The sequence below is a fragment of the Pseudoalteromonas sp. RB2-MNA-CIBAN-0110 genome (assembly GCF_040309305.1).
GTDB classification, from domain to species: Bacteria; Pseudomonadota; Gammaproteobacteria; order Enterobacterales; family Alteromonadaceae; genus Pseudoalteromonas; species Pseudoalteromonas arctica.
The window spans coordinates 16,212-39,166 of record NZ_JBEOOQ010000035.1; the positions used below are offsets into that span (position 1 = coordinate 16,212).

Consider the following 22,955-nt stretch of genomic DNA (forward strand, 5'->3'; position numbering starts at 1 on the left):
GGTACTCCGTAAAATTATTTTAAATAATAAATGTTAAATGTCACGAAATATCATGGAGGAGTATTAATAAGTTGGGGTACCTAACTCGTCTTCCTTGACTTTCGTTTGTTTAAAAAACAAATTGGCGTACAGTTTAATATGTATCCAGCTCAGGTTCAATTATTGTTATTAATTTATAAAGTTTTAAATAAATTTAACGCTATGCTTATGCTGCTCATTTAAAGTAATAAAGTGGCTTCATCGCTATTATCGCGCTCAAAGTTTAAATTAAACTGACCTTGACGAGTGATAGTAAAAATAGCTCGTTGCCAATTTTCAGTCTCATTTTTAATGGCGTGGTCAAATAACGTTTTGAATAATGCAGTTATTGCGTCAGATACTGCAACTTCATGCTGTGTTTCATCATCTACTTTTATAAAGTGGGCTTTACAGGTAATCACAGCATTATTTTCGCAGTCTAAAATAAGCTGAGCTTCAAGCCATGGCTCGTCTATTTGCTGATAAAGGTACTGACCAAGGTGTTGCGGGATGTTTTTAATGTCGGGTTGCATTGGCTTTCCTTAGCGTTTAGTTATTGAACAACGACTCGCTCAGCGACATTTTTAAAATAGCGAGATGAAAAAGACGGTGTGGCTTTTCTATCTTTTAGGTATTCTTCAGAAAAGAGGGTGACGCCTAAGCTGAGCACTTTTATTTCATTTTTATTTTGTGGGTTTACATCAACTCTAATGCCAATTTCGCCCTCATTAAAGTAGGGGGGAGCCTCTTTATCGCACGCAAAACGTGAGCCAAAAATAGTGGGCATGTATGCCTCATCAAAATAATGGTGATTTTTTGGATTAAATGCGTACAGTTGATTATTTACTTTACTCATATCCCAGTTGTCTTTAATTGCAGCCCCATTAACCCAAAGCGTTTGAGTAAATGGCATTTTAGAGCGAGATTCGTTAGCCTCTCTCTTAATTTTTTTCATTTCTTCACCGTAAGTAACTCTAATATCATCTTCACTAAAGGCAATAGTTTCATTAAATTCAAAGGTCAATGTTTGAGCTGTGTGCTTATTGGTTTTAGAATAGAGACCAATACCAATTTCATCCCAATAATACACATCGTTTGCTAAGTGAGTGACTCTATCGTATGGGCCAAGTATTTTAACCCATTCATCAATATTGGCATCAAAAATAAGTGATTGGCCTTTATAGGTTAAATTACAGCCATGAACCTGAAAGTCACTTGCTTCAGGGGAGGCCGCTTGTATTTTTTCAGCGGGCGCTAATAATGCAGTAACGGTGCTCACTGTCACTTTATCGCACCCAGCTAGCGTTAAAGCGAGCGATATAAATATAAGTTGCTTAGTTAAAGTAGTCATAAATATCTCAAAAGAAAGGTGGTGAAGTTTGATTGTGATTTATCATATTTATTGATGTATTTAAACAGTGGCTATTACTTCTTCATCATTATTATCGCGCTCAAAGTTTAAGTTAAACTGACCTTGTCGAGTAATGGTAAAAATAGCTCGTTGCCAATTTTCAGTCTCATTTTTAATGGCGTGGTCAAATAACGTTTTGAATAATGCAGTTATTGCGTCAGATACTGCAACTTCATGCTGTGTTTCATCATCTACTTTTATAAAAGTGAGCTTTGCACTCAATCACACTATTATTATCGCAATCTAAAATAAGCTGAGCTTCAAGCCACAGCTCTTTTATTTGCTGATAAAGGTACTGACCTAGGTGTTGCGGGATGTTTTTAATGTCGGGTTGCATTGGCTGTCCTTAGCGTATTTAATTAGCCTATATAGATTCTACGAGGTTCTAAGCTCAACATACTCACAAAAGAATGAGAGGAAGGAGTCAGCTATTACTCCGTCAACTTGTTTTTTAAATAAATTATAATTAACTAGTGGGTATTCTTTTTCTTGAGTACTAGAATCTAAGCACCAACAAATTTCATTTTCTTTGTAAAAAATCACAATTAAATGGAGGGGTAATTCAAATGTTTCCCTGCAATCAAGTGTGTCACCTAATATCGTTCCTCCAAGCTTCAAAGTAGCATTATTATCTTCAATACCAGATACCTCGGCATCGATTGTTCCTCCACCACCACATTCTTTTAAAAAATTAACTAATGAAGATGGGAGTTTTATCGAAATTAGCTGTTCAAGAAGTGCAATTTCTTTCAAGTCAGCCGAACCTTGCCAAAAGGTTTCGTGTTCACTTAAATCAAGTTGTTTGATTAACTCTCTATATTTATTCATACAAACGTACCTATTTGAAATCTTTTGCTCTAAGTTTCCAGTACTCTTTTTTTAAACTTTTATCACCTTCAATTAGACCGTGTAAAGCTTTATGGTGTTTTTTATTGGTCGAAGACAAAAGCTCAACCATTGGGCTAGGCTCTTGTCCCAAAATGTAATGTAAGTTTATTTGCTCACCGTTTTTGCCTATAGGGGTATTACCATTTTCATTAAATTAAGGTTTGACCAACTACCTTCAATTTTAGCTCTAATACTTTTATGGACACTCGGGCAGGGCTTGCATTGCTCGGTGCCCACGCTGCTTGTGGACTAGTTATGTCGTAATCAATTGAGCCATCAAAGGTAATAAATGTGCCATTGAGGGTAAGTACGTTAGTGGCGGTAATATCAACATTGCCTTGACTGTCGAGTTTTATCTCGCCGCCCGCGTTGTGAATAATTAAATCGCCATTACCTGAGCCCGTTATACTTATATTTTTGTTTGTAAAAACGTAGGGCCATTAGTTTGGAGTTTTTCAAATTAGTTGCCGTAATAAGCTTTTACTCTTTAAGCGCAGCGCCTCTTAACCTCTTTGTGAATAATTCATTTAAAATATTTTTTGCACAAAGAGAAAAGAATGAGAAGTAAATGAGGGCGTTAACCATAAAAAACAGTCATTATGTGAAAGGTTAGGCGCTAATTTTTAGCGCCTAACTTCACAACATCCATGTTGTTAAAGAGCGGGTTAAATTAATACTTAACGTGTTGGAACAGCGGCGATTACTTCTTCATCATTATTATCGCGCTCAAAGTTTAAGTTGAACTGACCTTGTCGAGTGATAGTAAAAATAGCGCGTTGCCAATCTTCAACTTCATTTTTAATGGCGTGGTCAAATAACGTTTTAAACAACGCTGTTATATTCTCAGATACAGCAATTGCATGCTGTGTTTCGTCATCTGTTTTTATAAAGTGAGCTTTGCGCTCAAGTACATTGCTATTTTCGCAATCTAAAATAAGCTGAGCTTCAAGCCATGGCTCATCTATTTGTTGATAAAGGTACTGACCAAGTTGTTGGGGGATGTTTTTAATGTCTGGTTGCATGCGCTGTCCTTAGTCGTAGAAAAATTGAACCTATTAGTCATCATAACTTTCAATTTCATCAGCCAGCTCTTGATCCCACTCAAAATCAATATTGAAGTCGCCTGATGGTTTAAGTGAAAAAGTAGCCTTATTCCATTTGTTTTCTGGGTTTTCTGACATTATCGTAGAGAGACTTTGGAACTCTTTAAATAAGTAATACCCTGATTCTAAATCAAAGCTTTTATCCTCAAAATTTGTATATGTTGCATCAAACTCAGCAGCATTACCAAAAAACTCAACCTCAACCTTGCACTCTTTCCAATCATCAGTGATTTGCTGTACTAGATATTCTGCAATATTCTTGTAAATATTATCAACATTATTCATTATAATTAACCCCCTGCTTGATTCATTAGTGTAACTGTTTTCTTCTTTCCATCAATAAAATATGATACATCAAAGGCCGTCGCTCTTTTTGTACTGCCTTCATATATGGCTTTAATCTCAACATTAACTTCTTTAGGTGGATTACCATTTAAAGCATTTGCCCATTTGTTTTCCATACGCTTCCAAGCGCCTTTGTTTAAATTACCATCCATTGCAGCGTAGTTAATTTGCTCACCAGGACCTTTAAATATCGCAGCGATTAAGTGCCCACCTTCATCATTAGGTAAACCATCTTTGATACCATCGGTTTTACCAGCTTTAGTTTGTTGATACTTATTTCTATCTGCTTCTGATAGGTCTAATTTTCCTTTTACAGACTTAATGCGACCAAACTCATCAGTTTGATAAGTATAATTGCCAACTTTATATTTACTATGTGGCTCTAGTTTACCATTAAGCTGCTTGTTCCAATCGCCTTTTTTACCTGCATCTAATTCATACTCACCTGCTTTAGCCCCTTTTAAATCATTTCCTTTAGGCGCATCTAATTCATTCGCAACGCTCTTTTTAGGTTTGCCCACAATACCGGTGCTTTTCGGCGGTTCGAATTCATCAAGGGCTTTGTTTACGCGATTACCAATCTCACTGGCTGCGCCTTTAACACCTTGGTCTATTTTGGGCGCTATTTTATCAAGCTGTTTAATCGTGGCTTGCATGCCGTCTATGGCTAGCTGTGGCAGCAGTAGGTCGTATTGCCAACTTGTTGATATTTCGTGAAGTGTATCGCGCAGGCCTTTTATAAAGGTTTTTACTTCGCTGGCTGCTTGTTTACCTAGGTCTTGCCAGTTTATTTTGCGTAAATACTGAACGGGGTCGCCTTTGCCCAACTTGCGTAACACTGCAATTGCGGCTTCTATTGTGTCGCCGCTGTTTTTAATCACCACTTTACCGACGCCTTTTACCGCGGAGCCGAGCACAGGCACTAAACCTATCGCGGTGAGCGTAAAGGCAATCCAACCATCACTGTCGTTGGCTTTATCGTCATCAGTAAGCAGCATTACATTGGCTAAAATATCCCGCACGTCCATGACTTGGTCAATAACAGGTATCATTGAAATAATACTGCCTACCACAATCTGCGCCGTTGTAGGGTCTTTATTAAAGTCACCTTGCAGTGCTCCCCATAACCAATCACCTGCTTGGCTGGCTATGTTGCTTGCTTCATCAAGTGTTGCTGCTTGCCCAGCTCTGCTCATTTGTATGGCAGAGGCGGGGGTTATTCTTTTATAAAGTGGGTTTGGCGTTGTGTTATCTTGAGGCTCATACTCGCGCGTATCTTCCCCGTATTGAATAGTAAACTGACCATTTGGTACATCGGTTAATTGCGCTATACCGTCTTCATCTAGCTGGCCTGTGCTTTGTGTTCCATCATCAAATTTAATTGTATAAGGTGCGTTTTTTACAGGGCTGCCATCTTGATAAACATAAAGTAAATCCACTACGCTTGACGTTGTTGCAGCAATACCGGAGTCATTAATGGTTATATCACTAATGCGGCTAATATTGGCAGGGCTTGCACTGCTCGGTGTCCGCGCTGTTTGTGGGCTGGTTATGTCGTAATCAACTGGGCCATCAAAGGTTATAAATGTGCCATCGAGTGTGAGTACGTTCGTGGCGGTAATATCAACATTGCCTTGGCTGTCGAGTTTTATCTCGCCGCCCGCGTTGTGAATAATTAAATCGCCATTGCCAGAGCCCGTAATGCTTATATTATTGTTTGTTTGTAAAAACGTAGAGCCATTAGGCACATTAAGCTTTAAGTCGCTGTTATTGGTTTTAAGGAGTATGTCGCTCTGTGCATGCACTTTTACTGCACGTCCGGTGAGGAGTGATATTTCATTCTCGCTCGTAAGGGTTGCATTTTTACCACTGAAGGCTTGGCTGCCACCACTTTGATAATTTACATGGCTGTTAGTTGTGGTTTGCGACACAGTATTTTTAACATCAATAAATTGATTGTTTTTAATAACAAACTGAACATTGTTTTGTTCTGTTTCAAGGCACAGGTCGCGCCCTGCGTGTAAATTTATAGTACCGAGTTGGCTTATCCATTGAATAAATTGGCGGCCTGATTTTATAGCATTTAATTCAATATAGTGCTCACTGGCGAGTGTTTGTAAGATGACTTTGGGTACATCTTTATCGTCATCGAACATAAGTTCATTTTGCGCTGCGCTTAATAAGCGATTATGTGTTGGGTTAGCGGCTGTAACTACGCTTGGCTGGTCGGCGTTTAGTGCAAAACCCATTATAAATGTATTATTTGGGTCGTTATTAATACACCCAATAAGTACCTCAGAGCCACCAACGAGTGGGAAGTGCCAGCCAGTGGCTTGAGGTTGATTTTCACAAGCATATAGCGCTAGTTTTTTTAGTGCAGGGCTTGATTGAATTACTGGGCGAGCTGTTTTATCAAACTCGGTACGAATACGGTATTGGCCATGTTCATCTACAAATGCATTACTTGTGAGAGATTCTACGGTTGCGGGGAATACCATGGGCTTAGGCGTGTGGGGCTCAGGCATTGCTTTGTAAGGTGTACCGCGCTCTATAAATTGCGCTACGCAGTGATAGTGCGTTTCACCTTCATGGCTGCTTTCGTCATTTGCTTGATTAAGGGTGTGCTCTATTGCAATGCATAGCAAATCACCACTGGCAAACCCCATATTATCGTCAAGCGAAATTGAGCAGCCTGCAAATACATCAGATACATTACCCGTAAGCGTAACCAGTTTATTGTGTGTGGCTAATGCATTACTAAAGCTTTGTGTTTGTGCTGATGCTTCGGCGTCTGAGTTTGCAGCAGGCTCGAAAAAAGATTGACTGTTACTGGCTACTTTTTGGAATTGTCCATGGGCATTACTTTGCGCTGCATTATTATATAAGGTTTGTGTTACTTCACTGTGCATAAAGCCGACAAAGTTACCCCAGTACTGGGCGTTCATCCCCGCGTTTGCTTTAACTTCTAATACACCCGTACTTAAATAGGGGCTGTTAAGGTTGCTGTCACTTATAACAAGCGTTTCGGTGTTTGATTCACTTTCAATCCAGTAAAAAAGACCATGCTGAGACATCAAGCGATTAAAAAAGGCCCAGTCACTTTCCATTGCTTGCACACATTGTTTTAAATGCGGTAAGGCGGAGCTTGTCCTAAAAACGATTTGTCCTGATGAATAACCTGCTTTTTGTGCTAAGTAATTTAATACATCTTGTACGTTTACGGTAATAAAGACTTTACTGTTTGAGGTGTCTTTTAAGGTGGATAATCGATCTTGGATGTTTATTTTAAAGCGATGTAGATTGTTGAATACACCCATATTGGTTACAGATGTAATCAGGCCGCATTGTTCTCTATATCTTTTATTTTTATTAACAAAAATCACACTGGCATTAGCAAGTAGTATATCTGTATTAATTTTTACTGAAGATTCAACGGTGAGTGAATAACTAAAGCCTTTATTAATTTTTTCGTAGCCATGTAGGTAAGTAACATTAAAGTCTTTGTCATTAACCTTCAAAAAAAAATTAGATTTAGTCAAAACGTTGCAATCCCTGCTCGGTAAAATTAGTGGCGTAAACATACCTTTTTGTGTGTTAATGATCAACAGGATAATTGTAACTCTAAAAATAAATTGAATTATCTTTTTGATTGTTTCATAAATGGGGATTGTTTTGTTTTATTGCGTATTATTCATTTATAACTGTTTTTTAGAGTGTTTATTCTAATTAGTAAATCGCATTAATATTCTAATATTTTAAACCTTATATAGGTTGACAATAGCGGTTAGGTGTTTGTATTATGCGCCAAATAAATGGATTTATTACTAGCCTTAGACTAAGATTTTTTTAGTTTAACTGATGACAAGGAGCATGTTGTGAATAAAAAAGAGTTTATAAATCAAATAAATAGCTTGTACTCCTTAGCTTGGTCACTTACTGCCAGCGTTTCTTCGCTACTAGACCAGGTAGGTATTCCTGCCCATCGCGTTTTTTCTGAAAATTCTATAGAACACTTTTTCTTTTTTTTAAATAATCCCCCTAAAAGCAATGGAAAAGTTACTTTAATTAACGGTGATGTATCTGTTTATATAAAAGAGCTTTCATTAATAAATACTAAGTTAATTACGTCTATAGATGATGTTGTTACGCAGTCTTTGTTAGTTGATTCTCAAGAGAAAAGCAGGACTAAGACTCTTTTAGGCTTTTTTAAAACTAATAAATGGTCTGATTGTGCGAATGTAAGATTCAATAAAGTTATTTGCCCAGTTTATGAAGCTACTCTTTGCAAAACTAATTTTAATTTTAAATAAAAATATTTATTGAGGTAAAAAAATGCGCTTTATTTTAAATGCAATTATAGGTTTGTCACTTTCTATAATATTAACTGGTTGTATGAGTACTAACGTAAGTTTAGATGTTAAGGCAACCGATAATTTAAATTTAAACCAATTTGATGAAGCGTTACCAGTGGTTTTAAAGGTATATCAACTGTCTGATATACAAACATTTAAAACAGCCACATTTGAAGAGTTATGGAAGTCAGATAAGTCAGTTTTAGCTAATAGTTTAATTACATTAGAAGAGCGAACAATTCACCCTTCTGAACAATCTAAAATTAAGTTTGAACAAGCTGAAAATGCAAAGTTTGTAGCTATTGTTGCTTTATTTAGAGATCGCAGTGGCGATAACTGGAAAGCGTATTATCCGCTTGCAGATGGCCCTGTTAAGTTGTCTACATCATTAGATGTTTTGGTTACCAATAATGAAGTTCAATTACCTGGCGTGGATAAGGCTGAGTAATGAATTTAAAAGCTCCCGCAAAGCCCGTTTGGGCTGAAGGTGTTTTGCTTGCCCAGCAACACTTTCAACTATTTGACGATTATCACGATCAAAATCAGGTTGTACGTCAAGCGCTAATATCACCATTGGCATTTGGTTTACAGCATTTTGCTATTGATGAATCAGCACTTGCTCGCGGTATATTAAAAGTGACCAGTTTTAAATTACTTTTAGAAAATGGTCGCTTGCTTGATTTTGATCGACAGCATCAAGATGATTTAAAGCTTGAGCTTGATAGTAACCATCAAGAGAGTGTTATTTATATTGCTATTGCTGCTAATAAAACAGTTAGCAATATTGAAGGTTATGCGGCCAGCGGGCAATTAAGCGCATATGAAGCGGATTATATTGATTTAGAAGATAATCATGATGCGTCGCGTAGTCGTGAGGTATTAGTTGCAAAGCCTAAATTTATATTACTGTCTGACTCAGATGTAAAAACCTATTTTGACACCATTGCATGTTTAAAAATAAGTCGCTCGGAAGATGGATCATTTGTTTTAAATAAACAGTTTGTGCCTCCTTTATTAAATATAAGTGCATCTGCTTATTTAACTGAGCTGTTAAATAGAACGGCTAATTTAGTTAATGCAAAAGTTAATGTGCTGCTTAGCAGACGTAAAAATTATGGCTCAGTTACTGACTTTGGGCCGAATGAAATGAATACATTTTTGTTACTTAATGCAATGGCTCCATCCGCCAAGCGTTTAGATCATCTTAAAAATTTGTCATTGGTTCATCCTGAACGTTTGTATTGTGAGCTTGTTGATTTAATTAGTTCAGTTTCAATGTTTGAGCACAGTGACTTAGTTAACCAAGTACCACCATACCAGCATAAAAATTTAAGCAATGTATTTGGTCAGCTTGACGGCCTATTAACTCGTTTACTTGAAGGGGTTGTACCTAAGAAAATGGTGGGCTTAAAACTTGAGAAAACCTCTAACGCTATTTATCAAGTTGCCACTATTGATTCTGCAACGTTTACTAACAACGACTTTTATTTAGCTGTGTATTTTGAATCTGAAGACACAAAATGGATTGAAACATTTAGTGATCAAGTAAAAGTTGGAGCAAGCGAAAAGCTCGATATCATGATTTCATCTGCTTTAGCGGGTGTGCAACTAACACATTGTCAGCGACCTCCAAATAAGCTGGCCATAAAAAGTGGTTATGAATACTTCAGGCTTGAGTCGCATGGTTTCATTTGGCAGCAAATAATTGAAGAGCAATCATTAAGCCTATTTGTACCATTTGGATTGCAAAGTGCACAAATTGAAATTGTTACCGTAGCACGTAATTAACGTTGAGTTGAAATTATGCAAGAAGCACAAAAAGAACAAGATTTAGTCGCGTGTATTTCGCCTGTAATTAATGCGCTAACACCATTAAAACTAAAGCAATCTACTAACTTAGAGCTTGAAGAGTTTAGAGAAAATTTACTTACTAGTTTTGATGACTATGAGCGTAATTGTTACTCGCAACAGGTAACAACAAGTTTAATGCAAGAAGTTAAGTTTGCTCTTACGGCTATGTGTGATGAATTTGTTATGAGTTCAGGTGCTCATTTTAGAATGGATTGGATGTCTCGACCGCTACAGCTTGAATTTTTTGGTAACAACCGAGCTGGTGAAGAATTTTTTGAACGTTTAGGTAAGTTGCGTACCGGCGGAGAGCAAAAGCTAGCTGCATTAGAGGTTTATTATATTTGTCTGCAGCTTGGCTTTGAAGGCATTTACAAAGTTAAAGGCATTGAGCAATTAAAAGCGTTAATTGTTGATGTTAGAGCTCAAATTGAAGATATAAAAGGAACACCGAGTTCTCAATTATCTGATAACGGTATACCTGCAGAAGGGTTTGCGATGAAGGTAGGGCGTAATATTCCTTACTGGGTGATTTTGGCTATTTGCTTGGGTTCTATTGCCTCATTATTTGCTGGATTTCATTATGTAATTAATAAGCAAGCAACGCAGAGTACTCAGGTAATAGACAACCAAATTGAAGTGCTGACTCAGCTCAATAAAACCAACGAAACACGATAGGTAACACAATGCAGGGAAGAGTTAATAAAAGCGGTTTAGTTCATTTTTTATTGGGCTTGGTATCATCGCGTGCAACGGGTCAACTTATTGGCTTTATAGCCGTTTTGAGTATTGTGTGGTTTGCCGGTCGCATGGTGGGTTTAGATACTACCGATAAAAAATTAATTGCGATGGGTGCTGTAACCGCTGTTTTTGTTTTATTTATTTTTATTCGTTGGTTATGGACTAAGCGCTCAGGCGATAAGTTAGCTTCTGAATTAGCAAGTCATAATGCCGGTTCGAGTGCTGAATTAAGCGAAATTAAAGAAAAGATGCAAGAAGCATTGGGATCTTTAAAAGCATCTCATTTAGGTGCGGGTTATCGTGGTAATACTGCTTTATACGCTTTGCCTTGGTATATGATTATTGGCCCTTCGGCTACAGGGAAAAGTACTTTATTTGCAAATTCGGGCTTACATTTTCCTTACTCTAATTCGAGTGAATTGCATATCCAAGGTTTTGGTGGAACGCGCAATTGTGACTGGTGGTTCTCAGATCAAGCTATTTTAATTGACACCGCTGGGCGTTACACAACTGAGCAGTCAGAAAATAAAGAGTGGTTGTCATTTTTAGCGCTCCTTAAAAAATATAGACCAAAACTGCCTATAAATGGCGTAATGGTGGCCATTAGTGTTGCAGATGTTTTAACTTCCGACAGTGAAGAAATTCGACAACATGTAAAATTAGTGCGTGAGCGTATAGAAGAGCTAATTACCCAGCTTGGCGTTATTTTTCCTGTATATATCACTTTTACCAAAACTGACTTAATCAGTGGTTTTGAACCTTTTTTTAGTGACTTATCTGAAAAAGAGCGTGAGCAAGTATTTGGTGCGTACTTACTCGATATTAGTGAAGATCAAAAAAATGATCCTGCAGAAATGTTTGAAGTTCGTATGCAGGAGCTATATGAGCGACTGTGCGAGCAACGTTTAAGCAAAGTTGCACGAGAGCGCAACGAGCATCGTAAACAGCTAATACTTGATTTTCCTAATCAATTTCAATCAGCTTCAACTAAGTTAACTGAGTTTGTTAACTTACTGTTTAAGTCTAATCCATATCAAGAAGTTCCTTGGTTTGCTGGTGTTTATTTTACATCGGGCACGCAAGAAGGCACGCCTATTGAGCGTATTACTAATGGTGTACGAGATCAATTTGGTGCGGTTGTTGTTGACCAAAAACAAGAAAGCATTACTCAAAGTTATTTTATTAACCGCGTATTTAATGATGTTATTTTTAAACTACAAGATTTAACGCGAGGAAATAGAAAAAAACGGTTAGTAGGACGCTGGTTAAAAGGTTTAACAGTCACTTCAGGTTTGGCATCTATTGCAGCAATCACAGCACTCCTTATTACGTCGTACACAAGTAATCAATTATTACTTAATCAAGGTGAGTCACGCGTAAAAGCAGTTGTTGAAGCTAACGTAAGTAAGGCAAAAGATGAGCAGAAGCTTGCTGCTACGCTAGCGCTGTTTGAGCACTATGGTCAGCTTAAAACTTACGAAGATTCATTACCGTGGTACTTTATATTTGGTATTTATGAAGGTGATGAAACCTTAAGTAGTGTTGCAAATGTGCTATTTAATCAGATGAATCAGCTTATTACTTACCCAGGTGAAGAGCATTTACTTGCGCAAATAAAACAGTACGAAACACAATGGTTTGACAATGAAGGTGAAGCGAAAGCAACGATTCGTCAGCAGTATTACGATGCACTAAAAATGCATTTAATGATGAGTACGAACCCTGAGCATATTTCAACTGAGTTTGCTAAAGAGCAATTACTTAATTTTATAGCTGAGCATTTTCATATAGACATAAATGCACAAGAGCAAGCACCCATTTATACACGACTAAGTAGCTTAGTTGATATGTACCTAGAAAATATGGGTAACGATATAGAGCAGCCTGGTAAAATTGCATTTTGGCAGGCTAACGAAACATCGATAGCGCTAGCGAGAGACAATTTAAATACCCAGCCAGAGGCTTTCCCGTTATATCAACAAGTAATTACAAGCTTTGCTGAACGTAAAAAGCCATTGTTATTAAACGATTTTATGATTTCTAAAAATCGTGATGTATTTAAAAGTAAGTATAAAATCCCGTATGTTTATACAAACTTAGGTTGGCAGGAATATGTATTCCCAGAGATTAAACGTATTTCACGTTTGGTGTTCTCAGGTGACTGGGTTATGGGTTCTAGTGATGAAAATGGTCAAAATGTTGTTGACGAAGCACAAGCTGAAACTTTGGCAAAGGCTATGCGAGCATATTACTTTAAAGACTACGGCAATACTTGGTTTGCTTTTATAGATAGCATAAAAGTGCCTGCATTTAGAGATCTAAACGATGCAAGTATTGATTTTGCACGCCTTTCATCGATGGATGGCCCCTTTAACGATTTAATGAAACTGATTAACGACAATATTACGCTCGCTGACGCGCCTTCAAAAAGCCAAGCTTCAATAGGTAAGACGGCTGCAGATGTTGCAAATAAATTAGCTTTAAACACGCCAACAATTACTCAAATGAGTACGGTTAGAGCGCCAGAGCTTGAAAGTCGGTTTGCTGACTTAAGACGTTTTGCACAGCCTAATGAAGATAAAAACTCTTCTGATTACTTAAGACAATACATCAGTTCATTAAGTAGTATTCATTCAGACATTAAAGCAATGGCAGCGAGTAATGAAGATGATGCTCAAGCAATGATATTTGCGCAGGACTTACTTTCAGGTAATAGCCAAAGTAATGCATTACAGTCTTCGTGGATTATTATTGAGAGCCAAACTCGAGCACTAGACCCTCAAACCAAAGAAACGCTAGATAAGCTATTTAAGGCTCCGCTTCATGGTGGTATAGCGACTATCATGGCAAAAGCACGTACTCAGCTTAACCAAGAATGGGAAAACCAGGTTTATACTATGTATAACAGCAGTTTAGCTGGTAAATATCCATTTAACTTAACTGGCCCTGATGCTGCGATAGCAGATGTTTCTGAATTTTTAAATTCTGAATCAGGAATTTTATGGAGCTTTATTAACACCCAGCTCAAACCATTTATGAAAGTACGCCGCGGTGTGTGGGAAGAAAAACAATGGAATGGTGTAGGTATTGGTTTTAGCGCGCAATTACTTGATGGTTTAACTAAAGCAAATAAAGTAACTCGTTCGTTGTTTTCTAGTGGTGCCGACAGTGCTGGTTTTACTTTTCAGATGATGCCTGTTCCACACCGAGGTATTCGTGAAACATACTTAGGCTTTAGTGAGCAAGGTTATCGCTATCGCAATGAGCCTGAAGAATGGCGTAATTTTTCGTGGCCTGGTCGAGGGGCTGCAGAAAAAGCGGTTCTGTATGGTTTAGATAATAAAGGGCGTCGTATTTCTATCGAGCAAGACGGACCTTGGGCACTACTAAAAGTGCTTAACTCAGCCAGTGTTAAGTGGATTAAAGGCACAGAATTTTTAGCAACATGGGAATTAAAAGATAAATCTGATGAGGTGTTAACAGTCCAGTTTTCTCTTAAATCAGGACGCAACAGCGGTATATTTTCAAAATACATGCTTACATCGTTTGCATTGCCAAGTTCTTTGTTTTCACAAAGCCCTAGCTTGGCTCAATCGCAGTCGCGAACAATGCAATAGGCCGCTAGCAATGTTTAATTTATTTACTAAAAAGAAAACACCGACACTGGTTAAGCAACACAGCTTTGGTTTTATGGGTAAAACACCAATAAGACCAGACTTTGTAAAGCTTAATATTTCATCTAGAGAATCGGTTGGATTTGATCATTGGTTGCAAGAGGGCTTTGCACATTTAAACCGTGGTAGAAAAACAACGGATACAAGCCACCTGAATGGAACTAAGTCGTTGTTCTTTATATCTGGCAATGCGGATGATGGTGGTTTACTTGGCGTTTTGCAGCCAAGTAAAGATAGCAGTGGTCGTTTTTACCCATTTAGCTCTTTTGTACATAGTGGGCTTGATACATATAAGCGACATCCTGCTTTTCTATTTTTATTTGCAAGCCAAGTTATAGAGCACCTTTTAGGTGTGAATGAAAATATTAAACAAGCTGCCAGTATTAATGAAATGGAGCAAAAAGCACAAGATTATAACCGTGTAGCTGATGCACTTAAACAGCAACCAAATTTAACTCTAGAGCTTGATAAACTTAGAACTATTCCGATGAGCGTTTTTTGGCAGCATTTAGGCTTGAACGATATTGCTAAAAGAGCAATTTTAATTGAAGAGCTATCAGCTGTGCTTAAATCTATCGCTAATAGAGGGTGTTTAAGAAGTCAGTTTGGTATTCGTCTACCAATGCCTAGTTTTAGTCATGAAAGTGCCTTAGTTGCCGGGTTTTGGTTGCACTTAGTTGCATCTATGGTGGCAGATCATAATTGGCAGCCTTGGTTTTTTTATCAGTTAGGTGATGAGAATCAAGCGCCTAGTTTAACTATTTTTTGTAGGCCTATTCCAGCGTCATACTTTAATAGTGTGTGGGAATACGATAAAAAAACAAACGATATTGTTGATCTATGTAATTTAAAAGTAGAAAAACAGCCGTCTTCACAAACACTTAATTTTGCTGATATGGATAACGTGAGTGTTTACGATGCACTTCGTCGTTGGTGTAAATCATGAGTAATAAAGCGCCGCATACACATACCACCTGGATTGAATGGCTTGAAGCATTAAGTGCTCCTCTGCCGGGGAACAAGTGTGGAGAAGATTTAAAATATGAAGAAACATTTAAAGCATTAAAAGCATCTTCATCAGGAGTGGGGGAAGTTGACTTTAAAGTGATGTTTATACAAGCATCCGATTTACTCAACACTCAAAGTAAAGATTTACGCATAGTAAGTTATTTAGCACTAGCTGCAACAAGTGAGTTTGGGGTTACAGGTTTAACGCATACGTTATTGTTATTTAATCGTTTGTTGACTACTTATACGGATGAGATGCACCCACTAAAAGCCAGAATGCGCGCTGCAGTTAATACATGGTTTTTACAACAGCAAGAACGTTTAAAGGGTGTAGCCCAAGGGCATAATACAAACGCTGAACAATGGCCTGAACTTATAGCTGCCTTGACTCAATACAACGAGCAGTGTGTTGCGTTATTAGACAACGAATCTGGCCCTCTATCGACTTTGAATGAGTGGGCTAAAGAACAAGAAAAACGAAACCCAGTGCCTGTAGCTGAACCAGTGCAAGAAGAAAAAGCGATTAGCACAGAGCAAAAATTAGCTGAGAATTCAGCTGTAACGGCTCCAAAATCAGAAACTAATAATTCGGCACCAGCCGCAGTTGCTAGCCAGGTTAGTATTGGTAATGCTGATATTGCCTCAGATACAGCGTATTTAAGTGCGGTTAGGCAGCTACTTAACTTTGATAAAGAACAAAATAACATTGAACGAGTAATAAAGTTATCGCGAGCTGCACGTTGGACAAGATTGGCATTACCGGCTAACGAAAATGGAAAAACGCGTTTACCCGCTCCTAGAGCTGCAGCATTTGCTCCAATTGAAAATGCATTGGCAAGTGAGCAACCTGAACAAGCTTTAAATTTAGCCGAAGGGTTGTTTATGGAAGGGGCTATGCAATTTAATTTAAATCTCCAAGTGCTTAGTTTAAATGCATTAAAAAAATTAAATAAATTGCCGCTTGTTTATTGGCTTGAGCAACAATTAGTTAATTTAAATGAGCAGTTTCCTGCTTTAGTTTCCCTACAGTATGACGATGAAAGTCCGTTGTGTTCATCTGTAAATAAAGAGTTTTTAAAAGAGTTATCACATTCTGCAAAAACAGAGTCTGTTAGCTCTCAAAGTAGTGCGTTTGATGAGCAGTATAGCGAGTTAATACAAGACGTCGAAAAAGGGCAGTTATCGACGGCATTAATTAAAGTCGATCAAATAAATATTTTAAACGATTTTGATAAAGCTCAAGCGCAATTATTAAAGGCAAAATTATTAATAAAAGCTGAGCATTACGAACATGCTTTAGCATTATTAAACGTGTTACTAAAACAAATAAAAGCGCATGACTTAGCGCAATGGCAACAATGTTTTTGCATGGAAGTATGGCGATTTTCCAAGCAGTGTTATGCAAGTTTGTCACAAACGCCAGAAGATGAAATGAGTTTAGCTGCTAAACATATTAGTCAGCAAATGATGGTAACTAACCCTGCACAAGCATTAGCGTGGGTTTAGTTACAAGGGCTTGACTAATATGTCGAGGTTTAATTGGAATTGAGTCGGTAGATAACCAAACTGCAAAGGAAAAAACATGAGTGATACATTTCAAAAAGAGATCCCCAGAGCTCGGATCAATATTTCGTTAGAGCTTGATACAGATGGCGCTTCACAAAAAAGTGAATTGCCATTAAAGATGCTAGTAATTGGTGACTACTCAAATGGTCAAAATAGCCAAGAACTATCTGAGCGTGAGCGCGTAACAATTAATAAAAATAATATTGAGCAAGTGCTTAAAGATATGGCGCCTAAAGCGAACTTTCAGGTAGCGAACAAAATTAAAGGTGACGGCGAAATTAACGTAAACCTTGAGTTTGATTCTTTTAAATCGTTTGACCCAGAATCAGTTGCTTCTCAAGTGCCAGAGCTTAATAAAATGATGGCTATGCGTAATTTACTTCGCGACCTTAAATCTAATTTATTAGATAATTCATCACTTCGTAAAGAATTAGAGCGTGTATTACAAAATCAGCCAGAGCTAGATGAGTTAAAAGCTAAACTGGATGAAATTGCGCCGCTAGCGTCTGAAGATGAAAAACAACCAATAACTGAATAAGGAGATTACCATGTCAATGCAAGAACAATTAAATGTTGCCGCGCATACCACGGAGCAAGCTTCTTTATCTACTTATGAAAATATATGTGGAATGGTTGATATTTCTCCAGTTTCAGATGAAATCAAACTTGATTCATTTAGAGATGCAAGCAACCTAGCTGAAACTCGTGCAAATGAGCGCTTAACAGCAGCTATAAATGTATTTTTAGATATGGCTAGCAGTAGCGGTCAAGAAGTAACGCGAATTGATAAATTACTTTTAGACGATTACATCGCAAAAGTAGACATTATTATTTCTCAGCAGTTAGACCAAATTTTACATCACCCAAATTTTCAAAAAATGGAATCAGCATGGCGCTCGTTACGCTACTTAATTAGCCGTACGCCTAACAACGCTAATATTAAAATAGAAATGCTTGATGTAGATAAAGAAACTCTAAGAGATGATTTTGAAGAGGCGCCTGATACAACGCAATCTGCACTATACAAGCATGTATATACTTCAGATTACGATACGCCAGGTGGTGAGCCAGTATCTACAATGGTTTCGAACTTTGAATTTGATTGTTCGGCACCCGATGTATCGTTACTGCAAGAAATATCTCGTGTATCTGCAGCTGCGCATTGTCCGTTTATGGGCAGTGTTGGTCCTAAGTTTTTTCTTAAAGACTCATTGGAAGAAGTGTCTAAAATCCAAGATTTGGGTTCTTACATGGAACGCGCTGAGTTCCTTCGTTGGAAAAACTTCCGTGAATCAGAAGACTCTCGTTACATTGGTTTAGCATTCCCACGCTTTTTACTACGTCTGCCTTACGGTGAGACAAATCCTCTTCGTAACTTTAATTACCAAGAAGATGTAAGTGCGCAGCATCATGAACGTTATTTGTGGGGTAATGCAACATTTGCATTTGCTGCAAATATCATCCGTAGTTTCCATGATAATGGTTGGGCTGTAAATATTCGTGGGCCGCAATCAGGTGGTAAAGTTGATAATCTTCCGCTGCATTCATTTGAAGCTGGTAAAGGTGTAGAAACTAAAATACCGACTGAAGTACTGATTTCTGAAACTAAAGAACTTGAATTTGCTAATCAAGGTTTTATACCGCTTAGTTATTATAAAAATTCAGATTTTGCATGTTTCTTTTCAGCTAATAGTGCCCAAAAACCGCAGGTTTTTGAAACAAATGAAGCAACAGCTAATGCAAGAATTAACTCACGCTTACCATATATTTTCTTAGTATCGCGTATTGCGCATTACTTAAAGGTTTTACAACGTGAAAATATTGGTTCAAGCAAACCTCGTCATGAATTAGAGCAGCAGCTTAATGATTGGCTTGGCGCATTAGTAACTAAAATGAACAACCCAGATGAATCTCTTATTGCTACGCATCCACTAAAAGATGCAAAAGTAACTGTAGCAGAGATTCCAGGTAACCCTGGTTATTACAGAGTAAGTACGTACATTGTACCTCATTTCCAAGTTGAAGGGATTGATGTTCGTTTAGCGCTAGTAGGGCAAATGCCTGGCGAAAAATGAACTGCTACGCCGCCAATGAAACGGATTTAAGTACTATCAAATGCGTCTATTTGGTGAGTAGTTGGCAGGTGTACATAAAGGATTAAGACTTATAGTCTAAAAAATTGCCCCAAGTTGGTTGCATCCAACTTGGGACATATTCCCCAGTGGCATGAAGCAGAGGGCTTTTTGGGGGGCATAAATATTACTGTTTATGCCAATGCCAACTAACAGGAAACACTTCATTCTAAAAGGAGAATAATGAAATGGCAATTCCAGCGTACATGTGGTTAAAGGATGACCAAGGTAATGACATCAAAGGTTCTGTAACTGTTGCAGAGCGTGAAGGTTCAATTGAGATCCTACACTTTGATCATGAACTTCGTATTCCTACGGATAACGATACAGGTGAACTTACAGGTACTCGTAAGCATGAACCTTTTGTAATTACAAAAGCTGTTGATGCGGCTACGCCGTACTTGTACAAAGCGTGTTCAAACGGTCAAACACTTAAGCAATTAGAGCTTAAATGGTACCGTATTGATGACACAGGGACTGAGCGTGAATATTTCTGCCACAAGTTGGAAGATGTAAAGATCACTTCGATCTCACCAACAATGCATAACGTTAAAGACTTAGACAAGGAGCGTTACCCGCACCTTGAAACAGTTTGTCTACGTTACAAACGCATTACTTGGACTTACTTAGATGGCAACATCGAGTTCTCTGACTCTTGGACTGAAGGTCGTTAATTAGTCAGTAATTTTGAAGGATATGCGCAAGCATATCCTTTTATTGAGATCTAAATATGGCGTTATTCGATTTTTTAACTCAACCAGTTACACGCAATGGTCATCATGGTTTTCAAACTGATGAGCAAGTCAGTGTGTGCAAGCATTTAAATGAGCTTTTAAATGCAAGAAGAGGAGTGCTGAAGCACTTGTCTGACTATGGTTTGCCCGATGTAGAGGATATTTACGAGGGGTTACCATACTCACAACACACGTTAGCGTTTGAGGTTAAAAAATTGATAGAAAAGTACGAACCACGCGTACGATATGCAAATGTAACACCTGTTGAAATTAAAGAAGATAATTGTGTAATAAGGCTAGATATTCAAGCTTTTTTAACGAGCGGGCAAAGTATCAAGTTAAATACCCGTTTTGAATCTGGCGGTAAAGCAGACGTTATACAACATGCAAAAAACACTAACTAATGTTATTTAAAGGATTGATGAATGCAGCAATATTTTGATGCACAAATGCGCTTGTTAACCCAAGCTGGTAAGCAGTTTGCTCGGTTTTATCCTGAGCATGCAGGAATGCTTAACATTGATGCATTAAAAGATAGAGACCCTCATATTGAGCGCTTATTAGAAGGCGTAGCGTATTTAACTGCCCATACTCAAAAGCGTTTAGATGAGTCAGTACCTGAAGTTTCAGAGCAAGTACTGCGTCAACTGTGTCCAATACTCCTAAGTTATTATCCTTCTAGTACTGTGGTGCAATTTAAGCCTAAATTGGCTATGCAAAAAACACATTCTATTTCAAAAGGTTTACAGCTTAATCCGCCTAAAGCAAAGGCCGATAATAAAAAAATAATTTTTAGCACAACTCACGGTTTAGACGTTGTCCCATTAGATGTTGAGCATGTTCGATACCAAGAGTCGCACTTAGGTGCAGAGCTACGAATAGGGCTTAAGTTTGTATGCCAAGGTGAACGCAGTAATTTTGATTTATCTAAACTAAACTTTTATTTACGTGGCGATACACCATTATGCAGTGCTTTATTTCAATTATTAAAAACACCTAATAAACAAGCAGAACTTGATTTTGGTGCTAATCATTTTGAGTTCAATAAAAAGTTAAAAGCAAAAGGTTGCAGCGCTACTTATTTAGATATAGATGGCGCTTTACTGCCTAGCGCGGCTAAAAGTCATCCTGGATATGCACTTTTACTTGATTATTTTAATGCAAAAGATAGGTTTTATTTTTTAACATTTGATGGTTTAAAAGACGAAGAGTTTCCTGAGCATATTGACCGTTTTGAAATCGTATTTAGGGGTGATAATAAATTACCGCCGGGTCATCAGTTAAGTAAAGAGAACATTTTAATCAATTGCGTGCCAGCAGTTAATTTATTTAGTCAAGCTGCAGAGCCAATTAAAATAGAGCCAAACAGAACTGACTATATGATAAGTGCAGATCAGGCACGTTTTGACCACGTTTTTAGTTATACGGTAGATGCAGTTGCAGGTCGAAACTCTATAACCGGGCAATCGTATGATTACACTCCCCGTTATCAAAGCGTATTTGAAGACGAAAAAAAGCTATTTACTGTGCTCACAAAAGACGTAGGTGCAGCAGCCCCGACTCATTATTTACAACTTCCTTTTAATTTAGAAGATGAAAAAGAAACTCTATCAGTTGATTTAACTTCTTTTAATGCAGGTTGGCCTCGTCAGCTTTTGCAAGAGGGAGACTTGAACGAAGGCGGAAAAGACATGCCGAGCATCGTTGAGGTTAAAAATGTTATACGGCCAACTAATTATTTAGCATGTCCAAGTCAGCCAAAACACTGGCAGCTTATTAGCTTATTAAATGTAAAGTTTTCACAAATTACGCAAGTTACAGAACTAAAAAGATTACTAGTGTTATTTGATTGGTCTAATAAAGCTGAGAATCGATTACGAATTGAAAGCATTTTAAAAATAACAGCAACGCCGATCAGCCAAATTAAACGCGGAATATTTATCAAAGGTGTTGATGTACTTATTGATATTGATGAAAGTAAATTTGTTGGTGATGCTGATTTATATCATTTTTGTAATGTATTACATGAATTCTTTTTAATGTATGCCCCTATAAATGAAAGCGTACAAACGCGTGTTAATGCAATTCCTAGTTATAAATCGTGGAGTTGGGATATTGAACCGGGTAAGAGTTATCAGCTATGAGTTACGCTGATAAAAATCATGCGCACCCAGTTTGGTCTAAGTTACCCGCGCCAATAGAACTACTTATTGAGCAGCCTTGGCGGTTTAACTTATTTAAAGCGATGAGCTTAATAGAAAAACATTGGGCCGCACCTCAAGAGCTAGAGCAAGGGATTAGTAACAGAGTTGTTTTTAAACCTTTTAAAGAGCTTGGTTTTCCGGCTACTGATGTACGCGAATGTGTATTAGAGAATGATGGCAGAGGAAGATTAAGCTTATCGACCTCTTTTTTAGGTTTGTATGGTGTGGATGCACCCATGCCACACTATGTATTAGAGCAAGCAGCAAGTGATGAGCAAAGCGGTGACCGCGTTCGTCAGTTTTTAGATATATTTAATCATGTACTTTATTGCCAACTTTTTCAGGCCTGGAAAAAGTCGCAAATTAATATAGCAGGCAGAGGCGCGAGCCAATTTGATGGGTTAGTTGAATCTATTTTACTGGGAAAAACTGATCAAAAAATTCAGTGTGGTATTGCAAGTTTAAAGCAAACTAGCGCTGCTGGCTTAGCGCAGCTTCTTAAACATAGTTTAAATATAGACACGCTAAAAGTTGACGACACACGAGCAAATTGGCAAAAAATAGATACACCAAGTTCAATCGGCGAAGAAAACCAAATGGTTTTAGGCAGCTCTGCAGTACTTGGTACGAAGGTATTAGTTAGCGGAAGTATTTTAACAATAGATATAGGTCCAGTTAATAGTGATACAGCCATGAGTTTAACGCCAAGAAGCGAAGAAGGTATAAAAATGGCTGCACTTCTGACTGCGCATTTACCAAGTAATGTAGAGTGGGTTTGCCAAATAAAAGTAGCTAATGAGGCTGTTGCCGAACAAGCTTTAGGTCAGCAACCGCTAGTACTTGGACATAATTCATATTTAGGGGCCGCAGCTGCAAATACAACAACACATAGCTACAGCCATCAACAGTATAAACACTAAGGAATTAAGGA

General features: G+C 37.8%; 19 protein-coding genes and 2 pseudogenes. 13 read left to right on the forward strand and 8 right to left on the reverse strand.

Annotated features, from left to right (window positions below):
* Positions 1 to 218 precede the first annotated feature (218 nt).
* The 8 genes and pseudogenes from AAEY68_RS15715 to AAEY68_RS15750 form a co-directional block, all read right to left on the reverse strand.
* Positions 219 to 551: an immunity protein YezG family protein gene (locus AAEY68_RS15715; protein WP_024594488.1), complete on the reverse strand. Its 333-nt coding sequence runs from the start codon at positions 549 to 551 to the stop codon at positions 219 to 221.
* Between the two features lie 20 nt (positions 552 to 571).
* Complete coding sequence (locus AAEY68_RS15720) at positions 572 to 1,369, reverse strand: DUF7738 domain-containing protein (protein ID WP_024594489.1); 798 nt, start codon at positions 1,367 to 1,369, stop codon at positions 572 to 574.
* Positions 1,370 to 1,429: 60 nt separating this feature from the next.
* Positions 1,430 to 1,766 (reverse strand): annotated as a pseudogene (locus AAEY68_RS15725) (immunity protein YezG family protein).
* A gap of 38 nt (positions 1,767 to 1,804) precedes the next feature.
* Complete coding sequence (locus AAEY68_RS15730; protein ID WP_024594490.1) at positions 1,805 to 2,257, reverse strand: SMI1/KNR4 family protein; 453 nt, start codon at positions 2,255 to 2,257, stop codon at positions 1,805 to 1,807.
* A gap of 10 nt (positions 2,258 to 2,267) precedes the next feature.
* Positions 2,268 to 2,453 (reverse strand): annotated as a pseudogene (locus AAEY68_RS15735) (HNH/ENDO VII family nuclease); the annotation flags it as partial.
* Between the two features lie 541 nt (positions 2,454 to 2,994).
* Complete coding sequence (locus AAEY68_RS15740) at positions 2,995 to 3,339, reverse strand: hypothetical protein (RefSeq protein WP_024594491.1); 345 nt, start codon at positions 3,337 to 3,339, stop codon at positions 2,995 to 2,997.
* A gap of 33 nt (positions 3,340 to 3,372) precedes the next feature.
* Complete coding sequence (locus AAEY68_RS15745) at positions 3,373 to 3,705, reverse strand: immunity protein YezG family protein (protein WP_024594492.1); 333 nt, start codon at positions 3,703 to 3,705, stop codon at positions 3,373 to 3,375.
* Between the two features lie 5 nt (positions 3,706 to 3,710).
* Positions 3,711 to 7,304: a DNA/RNA non-specific endonuclease gene (locus tag AAEY68_RS15750; protein WP_350586333.1), complete on the reverse strand. Its 3,594-nt coding sequence runs from the start codon at positions 7,302 to 7,304 to the stop codon at positions 3,711 to 3,713.
* Between the two features lie 336 nt (positions 7,305 to 7,640).
* Between AAEY68_RS15750 and AAEY68_RS15755 the strand changes: the two genes are divergently transcribed.
* The 13 genes from AAEY68_RS15755 to tssG all read left to right on the forward strand — a co-directional run bounded on the left by AAEY68_RS15755 (position 7,641) and on the right by tssG (position 22,944).
* Positions 7,641 to 8,075, forward strand: coding sequence for a hypothetical protein (locus AAEY68_RS15755; RefSeq protein ID WP_007584504.1), 435 nt, complete (start codon positions 7,641 to 7,643; stop codon positions 8,073 to 8,075).
* A 22-nt stretch (positions 8,076 to 8,097) separates the two neighbouring features.
* A complete protein-coding gene (gene tssJ / locus AAEY68_RS15760; RefSeq protein ID WP_007584502.1) occupies positions 8,098 to 8,565 on the forward strand; it encodes a type VI secretion system lipoprotein TssJ in 468 nt (155 codons plus the stop codon).
* Complete coding sequence (tssK, locus tag AAEY68_RS15765) at positions 8,565 to 9,905, forward strand: type VI secretion system baseplate subunit TssK (RefSeq protein WP_007584500.1); 1,341 nt, start codon at positions 8,565 to 8,567, stop codon at positions 9,903 to 9,905. The genes tssJ and tssK overlap by 1 nt, the downstream gene beginning before the upstream one ends.
* Positions 9,906 to 9,920: 15 nt before the next feature.
* The gene (icmH, locus tag AAEY68_RS15770) at positions 9,921 to 10,643 is read left to right on the forward strand and encodes a type IVB secretion system protein IcmH/DotU (RefSeq protein WP_007584493.1); all 723 of its coding nucleotides are present in this window, start codon (positions 9,921 to 9,923) and stop codon (positions 10,641 to 10,643) included.
* A gap of 8 nt (positions 10,644 to 10,651) precedes the next feature.
* Positions 10,652 to 14,323 (forward strand): type VI secretion system membrane subunit TssM, encoded by a 3,672-nt coding sequence (gene tssM, locus AAEY68_RS15775; protein ID WP_024594495.1) that lies wholly within the window; start codon positions 10,652 to 10,654, stop codon positions 14,321 to 14,323.
* Between the two features lie 10 nt (positions 14,324 to 14,333).
* The gene (gene tagF, locus AAEY68_RS15780) at positions 14,334 to 15,326 is read left to right on the forward strand and encodes a type VI secretion system-associated protein TagF (RefSeq protein WP_007584486.1); all 993 of its coding nucleotides are present in this window, start codon (positions 14,334 to 14,336) and stop codon (positions 15,324 to 15,326) included.
* Positions 15,323 to 16,894 carry a TssA family type VI secretion system protein gene (locus tag AAEY68_RS15785; protein ID WP_350586336.1) on the forward strand — a complete coding sequence of 524 codons (1,572 nt, stop codon included), beginning with the start codon at positions 15,323 to 15,325 and terminating at the stop codon, positions 16,892 to 16,894. Before tagF ends, AAEY68_RS15785 begins: the two co-directional genes overlap by 4 nt.
* Positions 16,895 to 16,970: 76 nt before the next feature.
* A complete protein-coding gene (gene tssB / locus AAEY68_RS15790) occupies positions 16,971 to 17,492 on the forward strand; it encodes a type VI secretion system contractile sheath small subunit (protein ID WP_007584482.1) in 522 nt (173 codons plus the stop codon).
* Between the two features lie 10 nt (positions 17,493 to 17,502).
* Complete coding sequence (gene tssC, locus AAEY68_RS15795; protein WP_350586338.1) at positions 17,503 to 19,029, forward strand: type VI secretion system contractile sheath large subunit; 1,527 nt, start codon at positions 17,503 to 17,505, stop codon at positions 19,027 to 19,029.
* Between the two features lie 245 nt (positions 19,030 to 19,274).
* Entirely contained in the window at positions 19,275 to 19,760 is a 486-nt protein-coding gene (locus tag AAEY68_RS15800; protein ID WP_007584479.1) for an Hcp family type VI secretion system effector, read from the forward strand.
* A gap of 56 nt (positions 19,761 to 19,816) precedes the next feature.
* Positions 19,817 to 20,224 (forward strand): type VI secretion system baseplate subunit TssE, encoded by a 408-nt coding sequence (tssE, locus tag AAEY68_RS15805; RefSeq protein ID WP_007584478.1) that lies wholly within the window; start codon positions 19,817 to 19,819, stop codon positions 20,222 to 20,224.
* A gap of 21 nt (positions 20,225 to 20,245) precedes the next feature.
* Complete coding sequence (tssF, locus tag AAEY68_RS15810; RefSeq protein ID WP_024594498.1) at positions 20,246 to 21,964, forward strand: type VI secretion system baseplate subunit TssF; 1,719 nt, start codon at positions 20,246 to 20,248, stop codon at positions 21,962 to 21,964.
* The gene (gene tssG / locus AAEY68_RS15815; RefSeq protein WP_007584475.1) at positions 21,961 to 22,944 is read left to right on the forward strand and encodes a type VI secretion system baseplate subunit TssG; all 984 of its coding nucleotides are present in this window, start codon (positions 21,961 to 21,963) and stop codon (positions 22,942 to 22,944) included. The genes tssF and tssG overlap by 4 nt, the downstream gene beginning before the upstream one ends.
* The last annotated feature ends 11 nt before the right edge of the window (positions 22,945 to 22,955 follow it).